The 16,933-nt window shown below is 63.8% G+C and carries 10 protein-coding genes; 6 read left to right on the top strand and 4 right to left on the bottom strand.

Translation table 11 applies throughout. The features are described from left to right. Positions 1 to 186 precede the first annotated feature (186 nt). From BC363_RS04940 to BC363_RS04920, 5 genes are all read left to right on the top strand, one after another. Positions 187 to 732, top strand: coding sequence for a hypothetical protein (locus tag BC363_RS04940; protein WP_141690220.1), 546 nt, complete (start codon positions 187 to 189; stop codon positions 730 to 732). Positions 733 to 854: 122 nt separating this feature from the next. Continuing rightward, positions 855 to 1,850, top strand: a complete 996-nt coding sequence (locus BC363_RS04935) for an aldo/keto reductase (RefSeq protein WP_065785796.1) — start codon at positions 855 to 857, stop codon at positions 1,848 to 1,850. A 119-nt stretch (positions 1,851 to 1,969) separates the two neighbouring features. Beyond that, entirely contained in the window at positions 1,970 to 2,170 is a 201-nt protein-coding gene (locus tag BC363_RS04930) for a hypothetical protein (protein ID WP_202618537.1), read from the top strand. Between the two features lie 95 nt (positions 2,171 to 2,265). Continuing rightward, complete coding sequence (locus tag BC363_RS04925) at positions 2,266 to 3,018, top strand: protein-L-isoaspartate(D-aspartate) O-methyltransferase (protein WP_065785794.1); 753 nt, start codon at positions 2,266 to 2,268, stop codon at positions 3,016 to 3,018. Beyond that, positions 3,015 to 5,471 (top strand): spermidine synthase, encoded by a 2,457-nt coding sequence (locus tag BC363_RS04920; protein WP_065785793.1) that lies wholly within the window; start codon positions 3,015 to 3,017, stop codon positions 5,469 to 5,471. The genes BC363_RS04925 and BC363_RS04920 overlap by 4 nt, the downstream gene beginning before the upstream one ends. 146 nt (positions 5,472 to 5,617) lie before the next feature. Here BC363_RS04920 and BC363_RS04915 read toward each other — a convergent pair whose 3' ends face one another. Next, positions 5,618 to 6,535, bottom strand: a complete 918-nt coding sequence (locus BC363_RS04915) for a hydrogen peroxide-inducible genes activator (RefSeq protein ID WP_065785792.1) — start codon at positions 6,533 to 6,535, stop codon at positions 5,618 to 5,620. A 166-nt stretch (positions 6,536 to 6,701) separates the two neighbouring features. On the opposite strand from BC363_RS04915, the gene katG reads away from it, so the two are divergent. Next, complete coding sequence (gene katG, locus BC363_RS04910) at positions 6,702 to 8,876, top strand: catalase/peroxidase HPI (RefSeq protein WP_065785791.1); 2,175 nt, start codon at positions 6,702 to 6,704, stop codon at positions 8,874 to 8,876. 231 nt (positions 8,877 to 9,107) lie between these two features. On the opposite strand, the gene BC363_RS04905 is transcribed toward katG, so the two are convergent. The 3 genes from BC363_RS04905 to BC363_RS04895 all read right to left on the bottom strand — a co-directional run bounded on the left by BC363_RS04905 (position 9,108) and on the right by BC363_RS04895 (position 16,778). Further along, positions 9,108 to 13,790 carry a putative Ig domain-containing protein gene (locus BC363_RS04905; protein ID WP_065785790.1) on the bottom strand — a complete coding sequence of 1,561 codons (4,683 nt, stop codon included), beginning with the start codon at positions 13,788 to 13,790 and terminating at the stop codon, positions 9,108 to 9,110. Positions 13,791 to 14,330: 540 nt separating this feature from the next. Next, entirely contained in the window at positions 14,331 to 15,860 is a 1,530-nt protein-coding gene (locus tag BC363_RS04900; protein ID WP_244519805.1) for an aldehyde dehydrogenase family protein, read from the bottom strand. A 33-nt stretch (positions 15,861 to 15,893) separates the two neighbouring features. Continuing rightward, on the bottom strand, positions 15,894 to 16,778 hold the full coding sequence (locus BC363_RS04895; protein ID WP_065785788.1) for an NAD(P)-dependent oxidoreductase: 885 nt from the start codon (positions 16,776 to 16,778) through the stop codon (positions 15,894 to 15,896). Between the last annotated feature and the right edge of the window lie 155 nt (positions 16,779 to 16,933).

Genomic DNA, 16,933 nt, shown 5'->3' with positions numbered 1-16,933 from the left:
CGATATTAATCGTTTTCATGATGATAATACTAACTATTCATTGGATTTATCGCAACCGCTCGGCAATCAATGTCTCAGCCTTCGGTCGCCCGTGGCCGAACAGGAAATCGCTCTCGGGCGGCCCAAAGTTGATCACGTTCTGAAGGAGAAGAAACAGTGCTCCGCCATGCCACAATTTCCGGTCGGATGAAGACCACGACCGCCGCGGTGATGATTCATCTGGCTGTCTTTATGGGCTCCACCGTCAACCTCGGGGTCGTCTCCCCTGCGGCTGCGCAGATGAACGCCGGTGCGGTTCCTCCGGAGGCGATCACCGCAGCAAGGACCAGCGTGACGGATGCGCTTGAAGCAGGCCGGCGTGTCTTGCTAGTGGAGCTCCATGGCACCACGCTTTACGTCTTCAACGCCAGCAACAACGTTGGCGGACCCGTCTTGCGTGTTCTCGAAGAACTGGGGTTCACGCCCGTTCTGCCGGAAGGGATCGATGTCGGCGCTTCAGGCGTGACGTCCTTGTCCATCGATCAGCTGCAGGGCGCCAGCGCCGATCACGTTTTCTTCCTTAATTTCTCGACTTCCATGGAGACCGTACGGGAAGTCGAGGGCGCGCTGCGGCGTATTTCGAGCGGCCGCTTCCATCGACTGGACACGACCACCTCCGTCGCGCTCTCGGAGGACTGGACCGAATCCTATCTGGTCCCTCGTGTGGCCGACGCCATCCAGGCGGACGGCTGACGTCTTGCATAGAGGCATCAGCGATCTAGGCGCCATGCCAGTCACCTGCCCCCGGATAGACCGGACCTTGCTGCCAATCTGCAGACGGTCATTCGGCCTCGTCAATCAAAGGGAATGAACTGATGAAGACACGTAAACTCGGCCCTGATCTCACGGTTTCGGCAGTCGGGCTCGGCTGCATGGGCATGAGCCACGCCTACGGCGGTCAGGACGAACAGGAGTCGATCCGCACCCTTCATCGTGCCGTCGATATTGGCGTCACCTTCTTCGATACGGCCGAGATCTATGGTCCGTTCGAGAATGAAATCCTTCTGGGCAAAGCGTTGAAGCCCCATCGGGACAAGGTGGTCATCGCGACGAAATTCGGCTTCCGGATCGATGCCGGCAAGCAGGGTGTGGAAGCCATGTCCGGGGTAGACAGCCGGCCGGAACATGTCCGCGAAGTGGCCGAAGCATCATTGAAACGGCTTGGAGTCGACGTCATCGACCTTTTCTACCAGCACCGCGTCGACCCGCAGGTACCGATCGAAGACACCGTCGGTGCCATGGCCGATCTTGTGAAGGAAGGTAAAGTGCGTTCGCTCGGCCTCTCCGAGGCGGGAGCCGCCATCATCCGGCGAGCCCATGCCGTTCATCCGATTTCCGCTCTGCAGAGCGAATATTCGCTCTGGACCCGCGACCCGGAAGGCGAGATCCTCGACACCTGCCGGGAACTTGGCGTCGGCTTCGTGCCGTTCAGCCCACTCGGCCGCGGGTTCCTGACCGGCAAGATCGAGAAGCCGGAGGACTTCGCTGCCGGCGACTTCCGCCGGACGCTTCCCCGCTTCAGTTCCGAGAATATGGCGGGCAACGTCCTGCTCGTGAAAAGGCTGGAGGAGATGGCGGCGGACAAGGGCGCGACGGCCGCCCAGCTTGCGCTTGCCTGGGTCCTCAACCAGGGAGAATTCATTGTGCCCATTCCCGGTGCACGGAAGATCCCGCATCTGGAACAGAACGTCGCCGCCGCGGACGTCACACTGACGCCAGAGGAGCTTGTGTTGCTCGGCGACATGCTGGCGCCGGAGAAATTCGCCGGCGCCCGCTACGGCACCGCCGGCGCTTGGGTCAGCAACAAGTGAGTTGCCCCGACGAAAGCTAAGACTTGCCGCAATAGACGAAGGACACTCTGGACATGACCAAGACATGGAAAGATGCCGCGCCCGCTGCGGACGGCACAACAGATCAGGACAGGCGAACCATGCTCAAGACATCCATGGGACTGATGACCGTTGCCGCCCTCGGCCATTCCGCGTCTGCCCATGCGGCCGGTGCGCCAGCCGATGATCGCCGCGCACGGGGCCTCGAAGCACTCAGGGCCGTCGGCGGCGGGGACTTCGGCCGGATCCTGGATCCGCTTTTGGCGCCGCCGCTTTCCGGCAGCGCGATCGCTTTGTTCTGAGATCTTAAGCTGGAGCGCGGCAGAGATGCGAGCGAGGTTTGTTCAAAATTGCCGCCGCCGCCGCTATACTCGGCGTTATAGCCGGGAGGGAGTTCATGCCTCGACTAGCCCAGTGCCAAGCGTTGCTGGCCGTGGTTCTCGCGAGCGCAGCCGCCATGGTTTCGACGTCCGCGCCCGCTCAGGACCGCTTCGCTGAGCGTGCGGCCATGGTCGAAACGATCAAAGGGCACGCCCGCTCAGCGCCGTCAGCGGTCGAGGGGCAAGGCATCGATCCGGCGGTGCTGGAGACGATGGGAAAGGTGCCGCGCCACCTTTTCGTGCCCGAGGAGCAGCGCGGCGCGGCCTATCGAGATCGGCCACTGCCGATTGGATACGGTCAGACCATCTCGCAGCCCTTCATCGTTGCGCTGATGACCGACCTGATCAACGTCGGGCCTGGCGATGTTGTCCTCGAGATCGGTACCGGCTCGGGCTATCAGGCAGCCGTCTTGTCTCCGTTTGCAGCGAAGGTTTACTCGATTGAGATCATACCGGAACTGGGCGAAAGGGCGGCCGCCCGCCTCGCGGAGCTCCGCTTCGACAATGTCGAGGTGAAGGTGGGCGACGGTTACTATGGTTGGCCTGCGCACGCACCTTTCGACGGCATCGTGGTGACTGCCGCTGCCAGTCACATCCCGCCGCCGCTGGTCGAGCAGCTCGCCAAAGGTGGCCGGATGGTCGTCCCCGTGGGAGGTCCCTTCGCGACCCAGTTTCTCATGCTGGTCGAGAAGCGACGGGACGGAAGCATCACCACCCGGCAGCTGCTGCCGGTGGCTTTTGTGCCGCTGAGGGGAGGTAGGGCCCGATGAGAGCGGGGCGCCTGCTGCCGATTGGTCTCATATCGGCGGCAACCCTTGCCCACGAAGTGCTGCTGATAAGGCTCTTTTCGATCATTCAGTGGCATCATTTTGCCTATATGATGATAAGCATCGCGCTCCTGGGCTTTGGCGCGAGCGGTACATTCGTTGCGTTGGCCCGCCGCCCCCTGGTGGAACGGTACCCGGTCGCCTTCGCAGCGTCGGCAGCGCTGTTCGGCATTGCTGCGGTTGCCAGCTTCGCCTGTGCCGAACGCCTGCCGTTCAACGCGCTGGAGATCGTCTGGAACCCGCGGCAGCTCGGTTGGCTCGCGGCCATCTATGCTCTCCTGATCCTGCCGTTCTTTTTCGGTGCAACCTGTATCGGCCTTGCCTTCTGCCGCCATCCTGGCCAGATCGGACGCGTCTATGCCTTCGACCTGGTCGGCGCTGGGGTCGGTGCACTGGGCATCGTCGGACTCTTGTTCCTGGTCTCTCCCTCCGAGGCGCTGCGCTTCGTCGCGGCGTTGGGATTCGTGGCGGCTGCCCTCGCCGCGACGGGCATGGCTCGCCATCGGTGGTTCGCCGCGGGCAGCCTCGGGCTTGCAGCCGCGGTCATAGCCGTGTGGCTGCCGCCGTCCTTTACGGCTACCGGCCCGCACATGTCGCAGTACAAGGGCCTGCGCATGGCTCTCGAAGTGCCGAACGCGCGGGTGGTCGAGGAGCGATCGAGCCCGCTCGGACTACTGACGGTCGTCGAGAGCCCGACCGTCCCTTTCCGGCACGCGCCGGGCCTCAGTCTCGCCAACACCCAAGAGCCGCCCGTGCAACTCGCCGTCTTCACCGATGGCGACGGTATTACGGCGATCACCGCCTATGGCGGCGACCCGGCGACAGTCGCCTATCTCGACCGGACAACGGCGGCGCTCCCGTATCGCATCCTTGAGCGGCCGCGAATGCTAATCCTCGGTGCCGGCGGGGGCGAGCAGGTGCTGCTGGCGCTGCGCGCCGGAGCCGATATCGTGGATGTTGTAGAGGTCAACCCGCAGATGATCGACCTGGCTCGAAACCGCTTCGCGGACTTCGTCGGCGGCATCTTCAGCCGACCGAACGTGCATCTGCGTTTAGCCGAGGCGCGCGCCTTCGCAGCGTCTACTGGCGAGCGTTACGACCTGATTCAGATGCCGCTCCTTGACTCCTTCAGCGCGGCCGCGGGCGGCGTGCAGAGCATGCATGAGAACTATACCTACACCGTCGAGGCACTGCGGGATTACTTAGCGGTGCTGAGACCAGATGGAGTCGTCGCGATCACGCGGTGGCTGCGGGTGCCGCCGCGCGACGTCCTCAAGCTGTTCGCCACTGCTGCCGTTGCGCTTGAAGCGAATGGCGTGGCCCAGCCAGGCCGGCACCTGGTGCTGATCCGGAGTTGGAACACTGCGACCCTGCTCGTCGCCAAGTCGCCGTTCACGGGCGAAGACGTCGCAGCCACCCGCGGCTTCGCGGCCGAGAATTTCTTTGACATCTCCTGGGCGCCGGGTATCTCCGCGAGCGACGTAAACCGCTACAACCAGCTCGACCAGGAATATCTCTACGAGGGGGCCCTCGCTCTCCTCGGCCCTGATCGCGCTGACTTCACCGAGCGCTACAAGTTCGATATTGCACCGGCCACTGACAATCGGCCCTATTTCTTCGACTTCTTCCGCTGGCGCGCGCTGCCCGAACTCCTGACGCTGCGCACCCAAGGTGGGGCGGCGATGCTCGACTGGGGCTACCTGATCCTGGTAACGACGCTCGTCCAGGCCGCGACCCTCAGCGCCGTCCTGATCCTGCTGCCGCTCTGGCTTCGCCGACGCGCACTCGGGAGAGCCGTACACCGGTTGCGCTTCGGGCTCTATTTCCTTGCCTTGGGCCTGGCCTTCCTCTTCATCGAGATCGCCTTCATCCAGCGCTTCGTGCTGTTCCTCGGCCATCCGCTCTACGCTGTCGCTGTCGTGCTTGCGGGTTTCCTTGCCTTCGCCGGTCTCGGTAGCGCCATGGCTGCACGCTGGATGGCGGCGGTCGGACGTGGATCACCGGTGCGCGGCATTGCCCTCGCCGTCGTGGTGATCGCATTCCTGGCTGCGATGTACCTACTCGCGCTGCCGTTAATATTCGAACGGCTGCTGGCGCTCCCGGATGCCGCGAAGATCGCGATCACACTCCTCCTTATAGCGCCGCTCGCCGTCTTTATGGGTATGCCGCTCCCCCTCGGCCTCGGCTACGTCGGTGCACGCTCGGACGAGTTTATTCCTTGGGCGTGGGGGATCAATGGCTGTGCGTCGGTGCTGGGCGCGATCCTCGCCGCACTGCTTGCGATGCATGCCGGGTTCACAGGCGTCGTGACGATCGCCACCATCCTTTATCTTGTCGCCCCGGCCTTACTCGCAGGGGTGTCGGATCGAGATCGCAACCCTTCGCCAACCGCCTGAAAGCCCGACGCGGCTATCGGGCGCGCCGGGTGGCGGATTGCGGTCGCCAGGGTCGGCGCGCGGGTCATCAGCAAATGTTTGCTTTGCGATCAGGGCTTTCCCTCCAAATATCTGTCGGGGAAGATCCGAGAGGGGGCGGTTTCCTTTCACGGGGCGCCATCCATTTGCCTCTGCCTTCTCAGTCCGGCTTCGCGCACGATGTCGGCGATCCGAGTGAACTGCGTCGACAGTGGATTGGTCTTTCGCCAGACCATCCCGATCGTTCGGGTGGGGCGGGGGCCGGCAAGCCGGGACACGCAGACCGAAGAGGACCGCGTTTCGGTCTCGATGGCCATCTGCGGAATAAGCGTCACACCTATGCCCGCACCCACCATCTGAACGAGCGTCGAAAGCGAACTCCCCTCCATTACATCGCGCGTCGATGCGGTCGTGATGTTGCAGACGGACAAGGCCTGATCCCGGAAGCAATGCCCCTCCTCCAGCAGAAGCAGGCGCATCTCGTGAAGCCTCTCCGACGCCGGCACCGGCTTTCCCGCATCCTCCAGCGGCCGCACCAGCACGAATTCCTCGTCAAAGAGTGGGATTTCCTCCAGGGCAGGCTCCGAAATCGGCAGAGCGACGATGGCGATATCCAGTTTCGCCTCCGCCAGGTCCTCGATCAGTCTTCGCGTGATCGCCTCGCGCGGCCGCGGATCGAGCCCCGGATAGAGCTGTGTGAGCGCCATTATGATGCTTGGTAGCAGATACGGCGCGACCGTTGGAATGATGCCGAGGCGAAGGCGGCCCGCGAGCGGGCCGTGCGCAGCCCGTCCGAGGTCTTCCAGTTCGTCAACAGCGCGCAGGATAGCGCGGGTACGGCCAACGAACTCCTCGCCGAGACCCGTCAGCCGTATGCTGCGCCCACCTCTTTCCACAAGCGGCGCGCCGAGCAGTTCCTCCAGTTCCCGTATCTGCACGGACAGCGCGGGCTGCGAGATGGCGCAGCTCTCCGCGGCGCGGCCGAAATGGCCGATCCGGGCAAGGGCGTCAAAATAGCGGAGATGTTTCATGGTTAGGCCATTCATAACCTCAGCATATCGCAGCCTTTAGAATATACAATTGGAAATTATGGAATGGGCTTGCTAATCATTGGCCACTTGGAAGACACTTTCCCGTGGCGCTGACCCAAGAGGCGTGCCCGCGAAGCTCTTCTAGTGTCCGTAGATTGAAGAAAATCCATTGGAGGACCAAATGGATACGAAGACAACGACGACCGGCAAGTGTCCGGTCATGCACGGCGGCGCCACGGCTCTCGGCAACTCCGTCATGGAATGGTGGCCCAACGCGCTCAACCTCGACATCCTGCACCAGCACGACAGCAAGACCAATCCGCTGGGCAAGGGCTTTAACTATCGCGAAGAACTCAAGAAGCTGGACGTGCAAGCGCTGAAGGCGGACCTGCGCGCCCTGATGACGGACAGCCAGGAATGGTGGCCGGCCGACTGGGGCAGCTATGTCGGCATGATGGCGCGCGTCACGTGGCACGCGGCCGGCTCCTACCGCGTCGCCGACGGCCGAGGCGGTGCCAACACCGGCAACCAGCGCTTCGCCCCGCTCAATTCCTGGCCGGACAATGTCAACACCGACAAGGGTCGTCGCCTGCTTTGGCCGATCAAGAAGAAATACGGCAACAAAATCTCCTGGGCCGACCTGATCGCGTTTGCCGGCACCATCGCCTACGACGTCGCCGGCCTGAAGACCTTCGGCTTCGCCTTCGGCCGCGAGGACATCTGGGCGCCGGAAAAGGACGTCTACTGGGGTGACGAGAAGCAGTGGCTCGCCCCGAGCGACGGCCGCTACGGCGACGTCTCCAAGCCCGAAACGCTGGAAAACCCACTTGCCGCCGTGCAGATGGGCCTCATCTACGTCAACCCGGAAGGCGTGAACGGCAAGTCCGATCCGCTGGCGACCGCCGCGCAGATGCGCGAGACCTTCGCGCGTATGGGCATGGACGACGAGGAAACCGTCGCACTCACCGCCGGCGGCCACACCATCGGCAAGTCCCACGGCAACGGCAACCCGGGCGATCTCAGCCCCGATCCGGAAACCGCGGGCCCGGAATTCCAGGGCCTCGGCTGGATGAACACCAAGGGCCGCGGCATCGGCCGCAACACGGTCGTCTCGGGCATCGAGGGCGCCTGGACCTCCGAGCCGACGAAGTGGGACAACGGCTTCTTCGACATGCTGTTCAAGCATGAATGGACGCTGACGCGCAGCCCCGCGGGCGCCTCTCAGTGGGCGCCGATCACCATCGCAGAGGAAGACAAGCCGGTCGACGTCGAGGATCCCTCGATCCGCACCATTCCGATGATGACCGATGCGGATATGGCGCTGAAGGTGGACCCGATCTACCGCGAAATCTCGCTGCGCTTCAGCAACGACTTCACGGCCTTCTCGGATGCCTTCGCCCGCGCCTGGTTCAAGCTGACGCATCGCGACATGGGTCCGAAGTCCCGTTATCTCGGCCCGGACGTGCCGGCCGAAGACCTCGTCTGGCAGGATCCGATCCCGGCCGGCCGCAAGGACTATGATATCGGGGGCGTCAAGGCGAAGATCGCGGCGTCCGGTCTTTCCATCTCGGATCTGGTCGCCTCGGCGTGGGACAGCGCCCGCACCTTCCGCGGTTCGGATTTCCGCGGCGGCGCGAACGGCGCCCGCATCCGCCTTGCCCCGCAGAAGGACTGGGAGGGCAATGAGCCGGCGCGTCTGGCCCGTGTTCTTTCCGTTCTGGAGCCGATCGCCGCGGCGTCGGGCGCCAGCCTCGCCGACGTTATCGTGCTCGCCGGCAACTACGGCGTCGAGCAGGCGGCAAAAGCTGCAGGGTTCGATATCGAAGTGCCCTTCGCCGCAGGGCGCGGCGATGCGACCGCCGAGCAGACAGACGCGGGCGGCTTCGCCCCGCTCGAGCCGCTGGCCGACGGTTTCCGCAACTGGCAGAAGAAGGACTATGTGGTGAGCCCGGAAGAGTTGCTGCTCGATCGCGCGCAGCTCATGGGCCTGACTGCGCCGGAGATGACAGCACTCGTCGGCGGTCTGCGCGTCATCGGCACGAACCACGCCGGCACGGCGCACGGCGTCTTCACGAGCCAGGTCGGCGCGTTGACGACGGACTTCTTCGCCACGCTGACCGACATGAGCTATTCGTGGGTGCCGACCGGCAACAACCTGTACGAAATCCGCGACCGCAAGACCGGCGCGACCAAATACACGGCGACCCGGGTCGACCTCGTCTTCGGCTCGAACTCCGTTCTTCGCGCCTATGCGGAGGTCTATGCCCAGGATGACAACAGGGAGAAGTTCGTCAAGGACTTCGTTGCGGCCTGGACCAAGGTCATGAACGCCGATCGTTTCGATCTGGCTGCATGACCCCTGGGATTTCCCAGCAACGCCTTCCCCCGTCAAACGGGGGGAGGCTGTCCGGTTCGCCGTCTCTGGAGATCGGCTCATCCGCACTCAGATCACGGCAAACCCTCGAATGGACTATCGGGTGGCTGCCGGCACGACCGATTTGAGCTGCCAGGCGCGATCCGGGATGGCCGGGCTGTGCTGCTCGAACAGGTGATCGGCCGCGCACGCCATTGCCGTTGGAAGGCGGTGTTAGAAGCGCACACTGACACCCACTCTGCCGCCCGCGGACTGTTCGCCATCTTCCTCGATGTTGAAGAGCAAGGCCGCGTCCAGATTCCAATTGATGTCGTTGGACAGATCGATGCCCGCGGAGAGCGCGCCGAAGGCGCCGCTGTTGTCGAGTGCAGCAAATCCGACGCTGGCTCCCATCCGTGGGGTGAGCGTCAATCCGCTTTCAAGCTCGTATCTGCGCTCGATTTCCGCGCCGCCGCTGAGACGCCATTGCTGCTCGGTAAAGCCCTCGAGCGATACCGTTCCGCCGGTGGCGTTGGAGACGGCATAGTCATCGACCTTTTCGTTGAAGAAGACCGCTCTGAGTTTTGGTGTGAGGATGGTCTCCTCATCGATCAGCCATTGCCCCTGCAGCTTGGTATCCCACAGCCAGCGGGTCGTATCGAAGGAGCCGTCGAAGAACGCGGTGTCGATGTCGTTCCACGAACCGCCGTAGAGCAGGCTTGTGTCGAGGAACACGCCCTTGCCGATCTCGAAGGAGGCGTAGGGGCCGGCGAGCCAGCCGTTGCCCGTTAGCTCCGCATCTTCATCTGTGGGGTCGCTCATGCGGTCGAAATGGAACGACAGACCGACCAGCGCCTTTTCGTTGATGAGGTAGTCGGCGCCAGCTGAAAACAGCCCGAAGTTGCCCCATTGGCCCTCGTTCTCATCACGCTTGTGCATCAGGAATGTGCCGTCGATCCAGACGTCGAACGGCGAGAGAGTGGGATCCGCTTGCGTTCCACCCCCTTCGGCAGTCTTGCGCGCCGCGTCGATCTGCGAAAGGCTGGCGGCGAAACCGAGGGTAACTCCATCGGCAGAGGGCGACACGCGGGTGGTGACGGGTTCGTTGCTCGTCGCGTTTCTCCGTCGATCGAGCAGACCCGGCACCTTAAGCGTCGAGGAAATAAGGTTCTGCCGCGTTTCGACGAACCCACGCACGAGGCCGTCGATTTCGTCGGCGACTTGCTGCGCATCAAAACCGATGCGGTAGGAAATGCTGGCGACGTTCGACGCGCCGGTGGCGCTCGTCAGCGTGTAGCCGACGACGGCGGTGCCGGAGAAGGCGGGATTTGGCGTGAATTTCAGGTAGAGGCCGACGGGTGTGAAACTGCCTGTTGCTGCAAGTTCGCCTTCGATGATCTCCGCCGTCCCCGCGTTCGGCGGCTGCACGAATGCAACGGCGCCTGAGGCGAACGGTCCGCCGGTCGCGCCGTTGTTCAGATAGACATTCGGCGGCGCGGAGCCGGCGGGAACGTTGACCGTCCTGTCGGGCGCCGTCACTTCGCGCGCCTTGACCGTTATGGAGTATGACGCCGTGCCGCTGTTGCCGGCAGTGTCCGTTGCCGTGATCCTGAAGCTGTGTTCACCGATGGTCGCATCCGCGTCGAGCGGGCCGGTCAGCGCGCCGGTCGAGACGTTCAGGATCATTCCTTTGGGCAGACTTCCGGCGCTGATGCCGTAGAGTGTCGCGCCAACACCCCCGTTTGCCACTATGCCGACGCTGTAGTTCTCGCCGGCCATGGCTGCCGGGAGGGCTCCCTGCGCCGGCGCGAAGGACAACGCGATCGGTGCCGGATTGATCACCAGCGCGTATGTGGCGGATCCGCTTGCCCCATATGCATCGGTGGCTGTGATGGTGAAGCTGGTGCTGCCGGCGGCAGCCGGGGTGCCGGACAGGGTTCCGTCGGCCGCCACAGTGAGACCCGCCGGCAGCGCGCCCGATGTCAGCGAATAGGAATAGGGAGCCGTTCCGCCGCTGGCGGTGACCGTCTGGCTGTAGGCGGCGCCGGCTGTTCCGTTGGCAAGGCTTGTCGGTGTGAGCACGATCGTCGGGGTATCGACGGACAAGGTGTAGGTCTGCGCTCCGGTGCTTCCGAAGGCATCGGTCGCCTGGATGCTGAACGTGAAGTTTCCGCTTGCCGTCGGCGTGCCGGACAATGTCCCATTGGCCGCAAGGTTGAGACCTGCCGGCAGCGTGCCGGAGGTCAGGGAATAGCCGTACGGCCCGACCCCGCCGCTGGCGGTGACCGTCTGGCCATAGGCAGCGCCCAGCATCCCTGATGCAAGGCTTGTCGGCGTCATCACGATCGTCGGGGCGTTGACGGACAAAGCGTAGGTTTGTGCTCCGGTCCTTCCGAAGGCATCGGTCGCCCGGACGTCGAACGTGAAGTTTCCGGCTGCAGTCGGAGTGCCGGACAATGTCCCGTTGGCGGCAAGGTCGAGACCTGCCGGTAGCGTGCCGGAGGCCAGGGTATAGCCGTAGGGGCTGACGCCGCCGCTGGCACCAAGCGTTTGGCTATAGGCCGTGCCCGTCGACGCGGAAGGCAAAGTCGCAGGCGAGAGCGTGATCGTGGGCACACCGATCACCAGCGCATAGGCGCGATCGCCGGAATAGGGGCCGGTTCCGCTGGAACTGTCGGTGGCTCGAATGGTGACGTTGAAGGTCCCGCTCGCCGTCGGGGTGCCGGACAAGGTGCCGTTGGCGGCCAGGGTGAGACCTGCCGGCAACGCGCCCGATGCCACCGAATAGCTATACTGCGCGGTTCCGCCACTGGCCGTCATCGATTGATTGTAGGCGACACCGATTTCCCCTGTCGCGAGGCTTGCCGGAGAAACGACGATCGCTGGCAGGTCGACGGCGAGCGTATAGGCCTGGATACCCGTGCTGCCGAAGGCATCGGTCGCTTGCACGCTGAACGAGAAGCTCCCCCCGGCCGTTGCGGTACCCGACAACGTTCCGCCGACCAATGTGATGCCGGGTGGGAGCGCGCCTGATGATATTGCATAGGTGTAGGGTCCGGTTCCACCTGTAGCCGCGATCGTCTGGCTGTAGGCGGCGCCAGTCGAGGCGGCCGGCAAAGTCGCAGGCGAGAAGGTGATCGTGGGCACGCCGATCACCAGCGTGTAGTTCTGCTCGCTGAAATACGGGCCGGTGCCGCTGGAACGGTCGGTGGCTCGAATGGTGACGTTGGAGGTTCCGCTCGCCGTCGGCGTGCCGGACAAGGTGCCGTCTGCGGCGAGCGTGATCCCTGCCGGCAGTGCACCCGCCATGACCGCAAAGATGTGGGGGGTCGTTCCACCGCTGGCCGAAATGGTCTGGCTGTAGGTCGCGCCGACGGTGCCACCTGCAAGGCTCGTCGGAGACATGGCAATAGCCGGAGCGTTGACGTTCAGGGTGTAGGCCAGGGTCCCGGTGCTGTTGAACGCGTCGGTCGCCTGGATCGTGAACGGGAAACTTCCTCCGGCCGTTGCCGTGCCCGACAACGTCCCGTCGCCAGCCAAAGCCATGCCCGCCGGGAGCGAGCCAGATGTGACCGCAAAAGTGTAGGGACCGACCCCGCCGCTGGCGGCGATCGTTTGGCTGTAGGACGTGCCTACGATGGACACAGGCAAAGCCGCTGGTGAAATCGCAATCGCCGGTGCCACGATTTCAACGGAGTATGCCGTCGGGGCGGTATCGTTGTGGCCGTCCCTTGCCTCAATCGAGAACGAGAAGGTACCGGCTGCCGTCGGCGTGCCCGAGAGCACACCCGCCGCCGAGAGGGTCAATCCGGTCGGAAGCGCGCCGGTCGAAACGGAATATGTATACGGCGACAATCCCCCGGAGGCGCTGAAAGACAGGCCATAGGCCGAGCCGACGGTGCCGCCCGCCAAGGTGCCGGCCGGAGGCGATAGGGCCAATGGCGTGCCGCGGGTTACGGCGACCGAATAGGTCTTTTGAGTGGAACGGTCCTGCGCGGTGACGGTGACGGAGACGGAATTCGAGCCGACACCCAGAGAGATTGCGCCTGAAGGCGAGCCGCTTGCGACCGGATTGCTATTGACTGAGACGGTCGCTCCGCTGTCGGTGGTCGTGGGGGTGACGGTCAGCGACGAGACGCTGTTGGGAACAGTGACGGAATAGTTCGTTGTCGTTGACGCGAACGAGGGTGAAAGTGATCCCGTGCTCAGCGACAGGAGGCTGAGCGTTGCGTCGGTTGATGGCGCGATGTAGGTGAACCCACTGGTAAGCGTTCCTGAACCTGCCGGGTTGGTGACGACGATGTCGACGGCGCCAGCCGCATGCGCCGGTGTGACGGCCCTGATCTGCGTTTCGTTGACGACCGTGACCGACGTGGCCGCAGCGCCGCCGAAAGTCACGCTCGTCGTCCCGGTAAAGTTGGAGCCGTCAATCGTCACGTCGGTCGTGTCCAATGTCAGGCCGGAAGCAGGCGAAATCGACGAGATCACCGGCGGCAGCAGCGTGGAACGGCACGTAACGGTGACCGTAGCGACGCCACTCTCGTAGCCGCCCATGACATACATCCAATATGTCTGCGCCGGATCGAGCGTGATGCTCCCGGACCGCGTGAAGTCGTTCGGCTCGGTCGGGCCGATGGAGTGCTCTACGACCGTTATGTCATATTGCCCGCCTTTTGAGACGCCAAACGAGGCGCCGGCATAGCCACCGCTTTTCTCCAAGGCACTGCTGTTGGTCGTGGTGACCGTGTAGGAGAGTTCCTCGCCTTGCTCGAACGACGCATAGTAACCCTCGAACCATGCGTTCTGCACGCCACGCGAAATATTCGACCAGTTGGCGTTGATTTCATTGCAGGCGTTCGAAAGGGCGTAGGCGTTGCCCGCCATCAACAACGCAATGAGGAACGTTGCGAACCGCATGGCGATCGCCTTGCTTGAGCGCGCCGGGCCCGCCAGCGCTAGCAGGCGGGAAATGGGATGAAATGCTGGAGAACTGTCGTGTGTTGCAATGACGTCTTGCTCAGAGTCACGACAGAAATACGTCATCGGAAAAAGCCCCACTACAAAATCCCGGGCGCAAACGTACCCGCCGAAAAGGCAGGGCCTTCGGCGCGCGCTTCTTGCGTCTGGATTGTCCCCCGATTGCCACGGCCCTCTTGCCACCAACAGAACCAAAGCAAATATAGTGATACTTATTGCCGGTTCGGCCACGTAAGGCTGTGGCCGTCCTGCAACACACGCGCAGATTTTATGATTTCGCCCAGGGCATTTGCGCTTGTCGGTAGAATGCGGAATCGGGGGCGGGGCGCTACGGCGAGTGAAGCACGACGATCCCGGAAACATCGCGCCTGATAATTTGTGGCTAACACAAGGTTGCACCGAAGACGACGGCCTGAACATGGAATCAGGCCGTCCCCTCCTGGCGGTCGGTTGATGTCTGGTTCGGCAAAAAGACTGTCGTCATGCCTCGGGGGCGTAGCCGAAGACGACGGCCGGATTTTCTGATGTCTCAACCCATACGCTTTTCGTCTGCGTATAGGCCAAAAGCGCATCCCGCCCGCTGGAGCGGCCATAGCCGGAGCGGCCGAAACCGCCGAAGGGCGACATGACGCTGATCGTCTTGTAGCCATTGATCCAGAACGTGCCGGCGCGTACGCGCGCCGCCATGCGGTGGGCGCGCCCGACATCCTTTGTCCAGACCGCGCCGGCGAGGCCATAGGGGTTGTCGTTGGCAAGCGCCACGGCTTCGTCCTCGTCCTCAAAGACGGTGACGCCGACGACCGGGCCGAAGACCTCCTCGCGCGCGATGGTCATGTCGGGTTTGACGTTGTCGAGGATCGTCGGGGCGAAGAAGAAGCCGCCGGAGGAGGAAAGCGCCTCCGGTTTCGTGCCGCCGGTTGCAAGCGTCGCGCCCTCGGCAACGCCCTGGCGCACCATCTCGTCGATCTTTGCCCATTGACGGGCATTGTTGATCGGGCCGATCTGGGTGGCGTCGAGATAGGGATCGCCGACGGGGATGCGCTCGGCGGCGCGGGCATAGCGCTCGACGAATTGCTGGTGCACCGAGCGGTGGATCAAGAGGCGGGAACCGGCGACGCAGCTTTGGCCGGCGCCCGAGAAGATGGCCGACTGCGCACCGACGATCGCACGGTCGAGATCCGCGTCGGCAAAGACGATGTTGCCGGACTTGCCGCCGAGTTCGAGAATGCAGGGGACGACATTTTTCGCAGCTGCGGCCGCAGTGGCAGAGCCGGCCTCAGCAGAGCCGACGAAGACGACGAGGGCCGTTTTCGGGTGGGCAACCATGGCAGCGCCTGCGGTCAGGCCCTGGCCGGCGATGACGTTGACGAGGCCGCGCGGTGCGCCGCCCGCTTCGCAAAGCGCGCCGAGGACCAGCGTGCTGAGCGGCGTCAGTTCCGACGGCTTGATGACGACGCCGTTGCCGGCGCAGATCGCCGGCGCGATCTGCCAGCCGCCGGTGAAGAGAGGTGCGTTCCAGGGCGTGATCTGCGCAACGACGCCGACCGGTTCGTGCCTGATATAGTTCAGGTGCGACGTTGGCACGGGAATGACGTCGCCGTGCAGCTTGTCGCACCAGCCGGCATAATATTCGAACATCTCGGCGACACGCAGCGCTTCGCCGCGGATGTCGCGGATCGGCCGGCCGGCGGAGCGGCTTTCAAGCTCGGCCAGTTCCGGTGCGCGCTCGCGGATCTTGCGGGCGATCTCGTTCATCACGCGGCCACGCGCCGACGCCGTCATCGCCATCCATTCGCGCTGGGCGCGCGTCGCCGCTTCCATCGCCGCATCGATGACGTCGTTGCCGGCGTCCTTGAACGTCGCGAAAACCTCGCCCGTTGCCGGATCGGTCAGATCCTGCTCAGGCCCGGAGCCCGCCACCAGCGCGCCGTCGACATAGCTGCCGATCTCGCTGCCGGGCAGGAAACCATGAAACAGCGTGCGGATGCGCTCGGCCTTGGCGGCCGGCATGGTCATGTCGTTCATCGTCTTCCCCTTGTCTTGTCAGTTGTCGTTGGCCGCGGCGCGGAAGGCGCCCATGCGGGTGAAATCGTCGGCATTGTCGAGCGGGCTTTCGGCCCAGAGCCGGGCGACGGCGGCCGAAAGCGGTAGTGCTGCGCCGGTGCGCGCGGCGAGCTCGCTTGCAAGCCGCACGTCCTTGCGCATCAGCCCCATGGTGAAGCCGCTGTCGAAGCGGTCGTTCATCACCCATGTCGGAAAATGCACTTCGCTGATCATCGACTTGCCCGAAGCGGCGTTCAGCACCTTCAGCGCCTGTTCGGGCTCAAGCCCGGCCGAAAGCGCAAGCTTCAGGCCCTCGCCCGTCGTCACCATGTGGGCGGCCGCAAGCAGGTTGTTGACGAGCTTGGCGACATTGCCGGCGCCGCTCTGTCCGACATGCAGGGCCTTGGCCGACATCGCATCGATCACCTCTGCCGCACGCGCGACATCGGCGTCGCTGCCGCCGATCATCATCGTCAGCTTGCCGCTTGCCGCTCCCGCCGGCCCACCGGAAACGGGTGCATCGAGGAAACCATGGCCAAGCGCATTCAAGCCGGCGGCGAGATCGCGCGAAACGTCGGGCTCAGACGTGGAGGTGTCGATGATGACGACACGCTCCTTGGCACCCTTCAGGGCGTCGAGATTGGCTTCGACGACGGCTGCGACGTCCTTGGCCGTCGGCAGCGAGAAGACGATGAAACCGGTATCGACGAAGACATCGCAGAGCGTTTCGCAAGCCGTCACGCCGCCTTCGCCAGCCAGTCTGCGTCTGCTGTCGGAGAGGTCGAAGCCCTTCACGGCAAAGCCGTGGCTTGCGAGCGTGGTCGCCATTCCGAGCCCCATGGCTCCAAGCCCGACCACGCCTATCGCTGTCTCTTTCGTCGTCATGTCCGGTGTCACCCTCAGCGTTTGTTTTGGTGCTGTGAAGGTGGCACGGGGTATCCGGGGCGGGTAGACGGCGGGTCCGGTACACTGCGTTGCTTGCTCCGCAACGTCGGTGTTTCGCCGGAGACCGACCCGAGGCATCGCGTGTTTCCGGTTTA

Source organism: Ensifer sp. LC384, assembly GCF_001695865.1.
GTDB lineage: Bacteria > Pseudomonadota > Alphaproteobacteria > Rhizobiales > Rhizobiaceae > Ensifer.
This window is presented reverse-complemented; position numbering and strand designations above follow the sequence as displayed.

Bases quoted from the DNA above. Each gene is read 5' to 3' on its own strand.
- BC363_RS04940 (WP_141690220.1), top strand. From the start codon at position 187: ATGAAGACCACGACCGCCGCGGTGATGATTCATCTGGCTGTCTTTATG.
- BC363_RS04935 (WP_065785796.1), top strand. From the start codon at position 855: ATGAAGACACGTAAACTCGGCCCTGATCTCACGGTTTCGGCAGTCGGG.
- BC363_RS04930 (WP_202618537.1), top strand. From the start codon at position 1,970: ATGCTCAAGACATCCATGGGACTGATGACCGTTGCCGCCCTCGGCCAT.
- BC363_RS04925 (WP_065785794.1), top strand. From the start codon at position 2,266: ATGCCTCGACTAGCCCAGTGCCAAGCGTTGCTGGCCGTGGTTCTCGCG.
- BC363_RS04920 (WP_065785793.1), top strand. From the start codon at position 3,015: ATGAGAGCGGGGCGCCTGCTGCCGATTGGTCTCATATCGGCGGCAACC.
- BC363_RS04915 (WP_065785792.1), bottom strand. From the start codon at position 6,535: ATGAATGGCCTAACCATGAAACATCTCCGCTATTTTGACGCCCTTGCC.
- katG (WP_065785791.1), top strand. From the start codon at position 6,702: ATGGATACGAAGACAACGACGACCGGCAAGTGTCCGGTCATGCACGGC.
- BC363_RS04905 (WP_065785790.1), bottom strand. From the start codon at position 13,790: ATGCGGTTCGCAACGTTCCTCATTGCGTTGTTGATGGCGGGCAACGCC.
- BC363_RS04900 (WP_244519805.1), bottom strand. From the start codon at position 15,860: ATGCCGGCCGCCAAGGCCGAGCGCATCCGCACGCTGTTTCATGGTTTC.
- BC363_RS04895 (WP_065785788.1), bottom strand. From the start codon at position 16,778: ATGACGACGAAAGAGACAGCGATAGGCGTGGTCGGGCTTGGAGCCATG.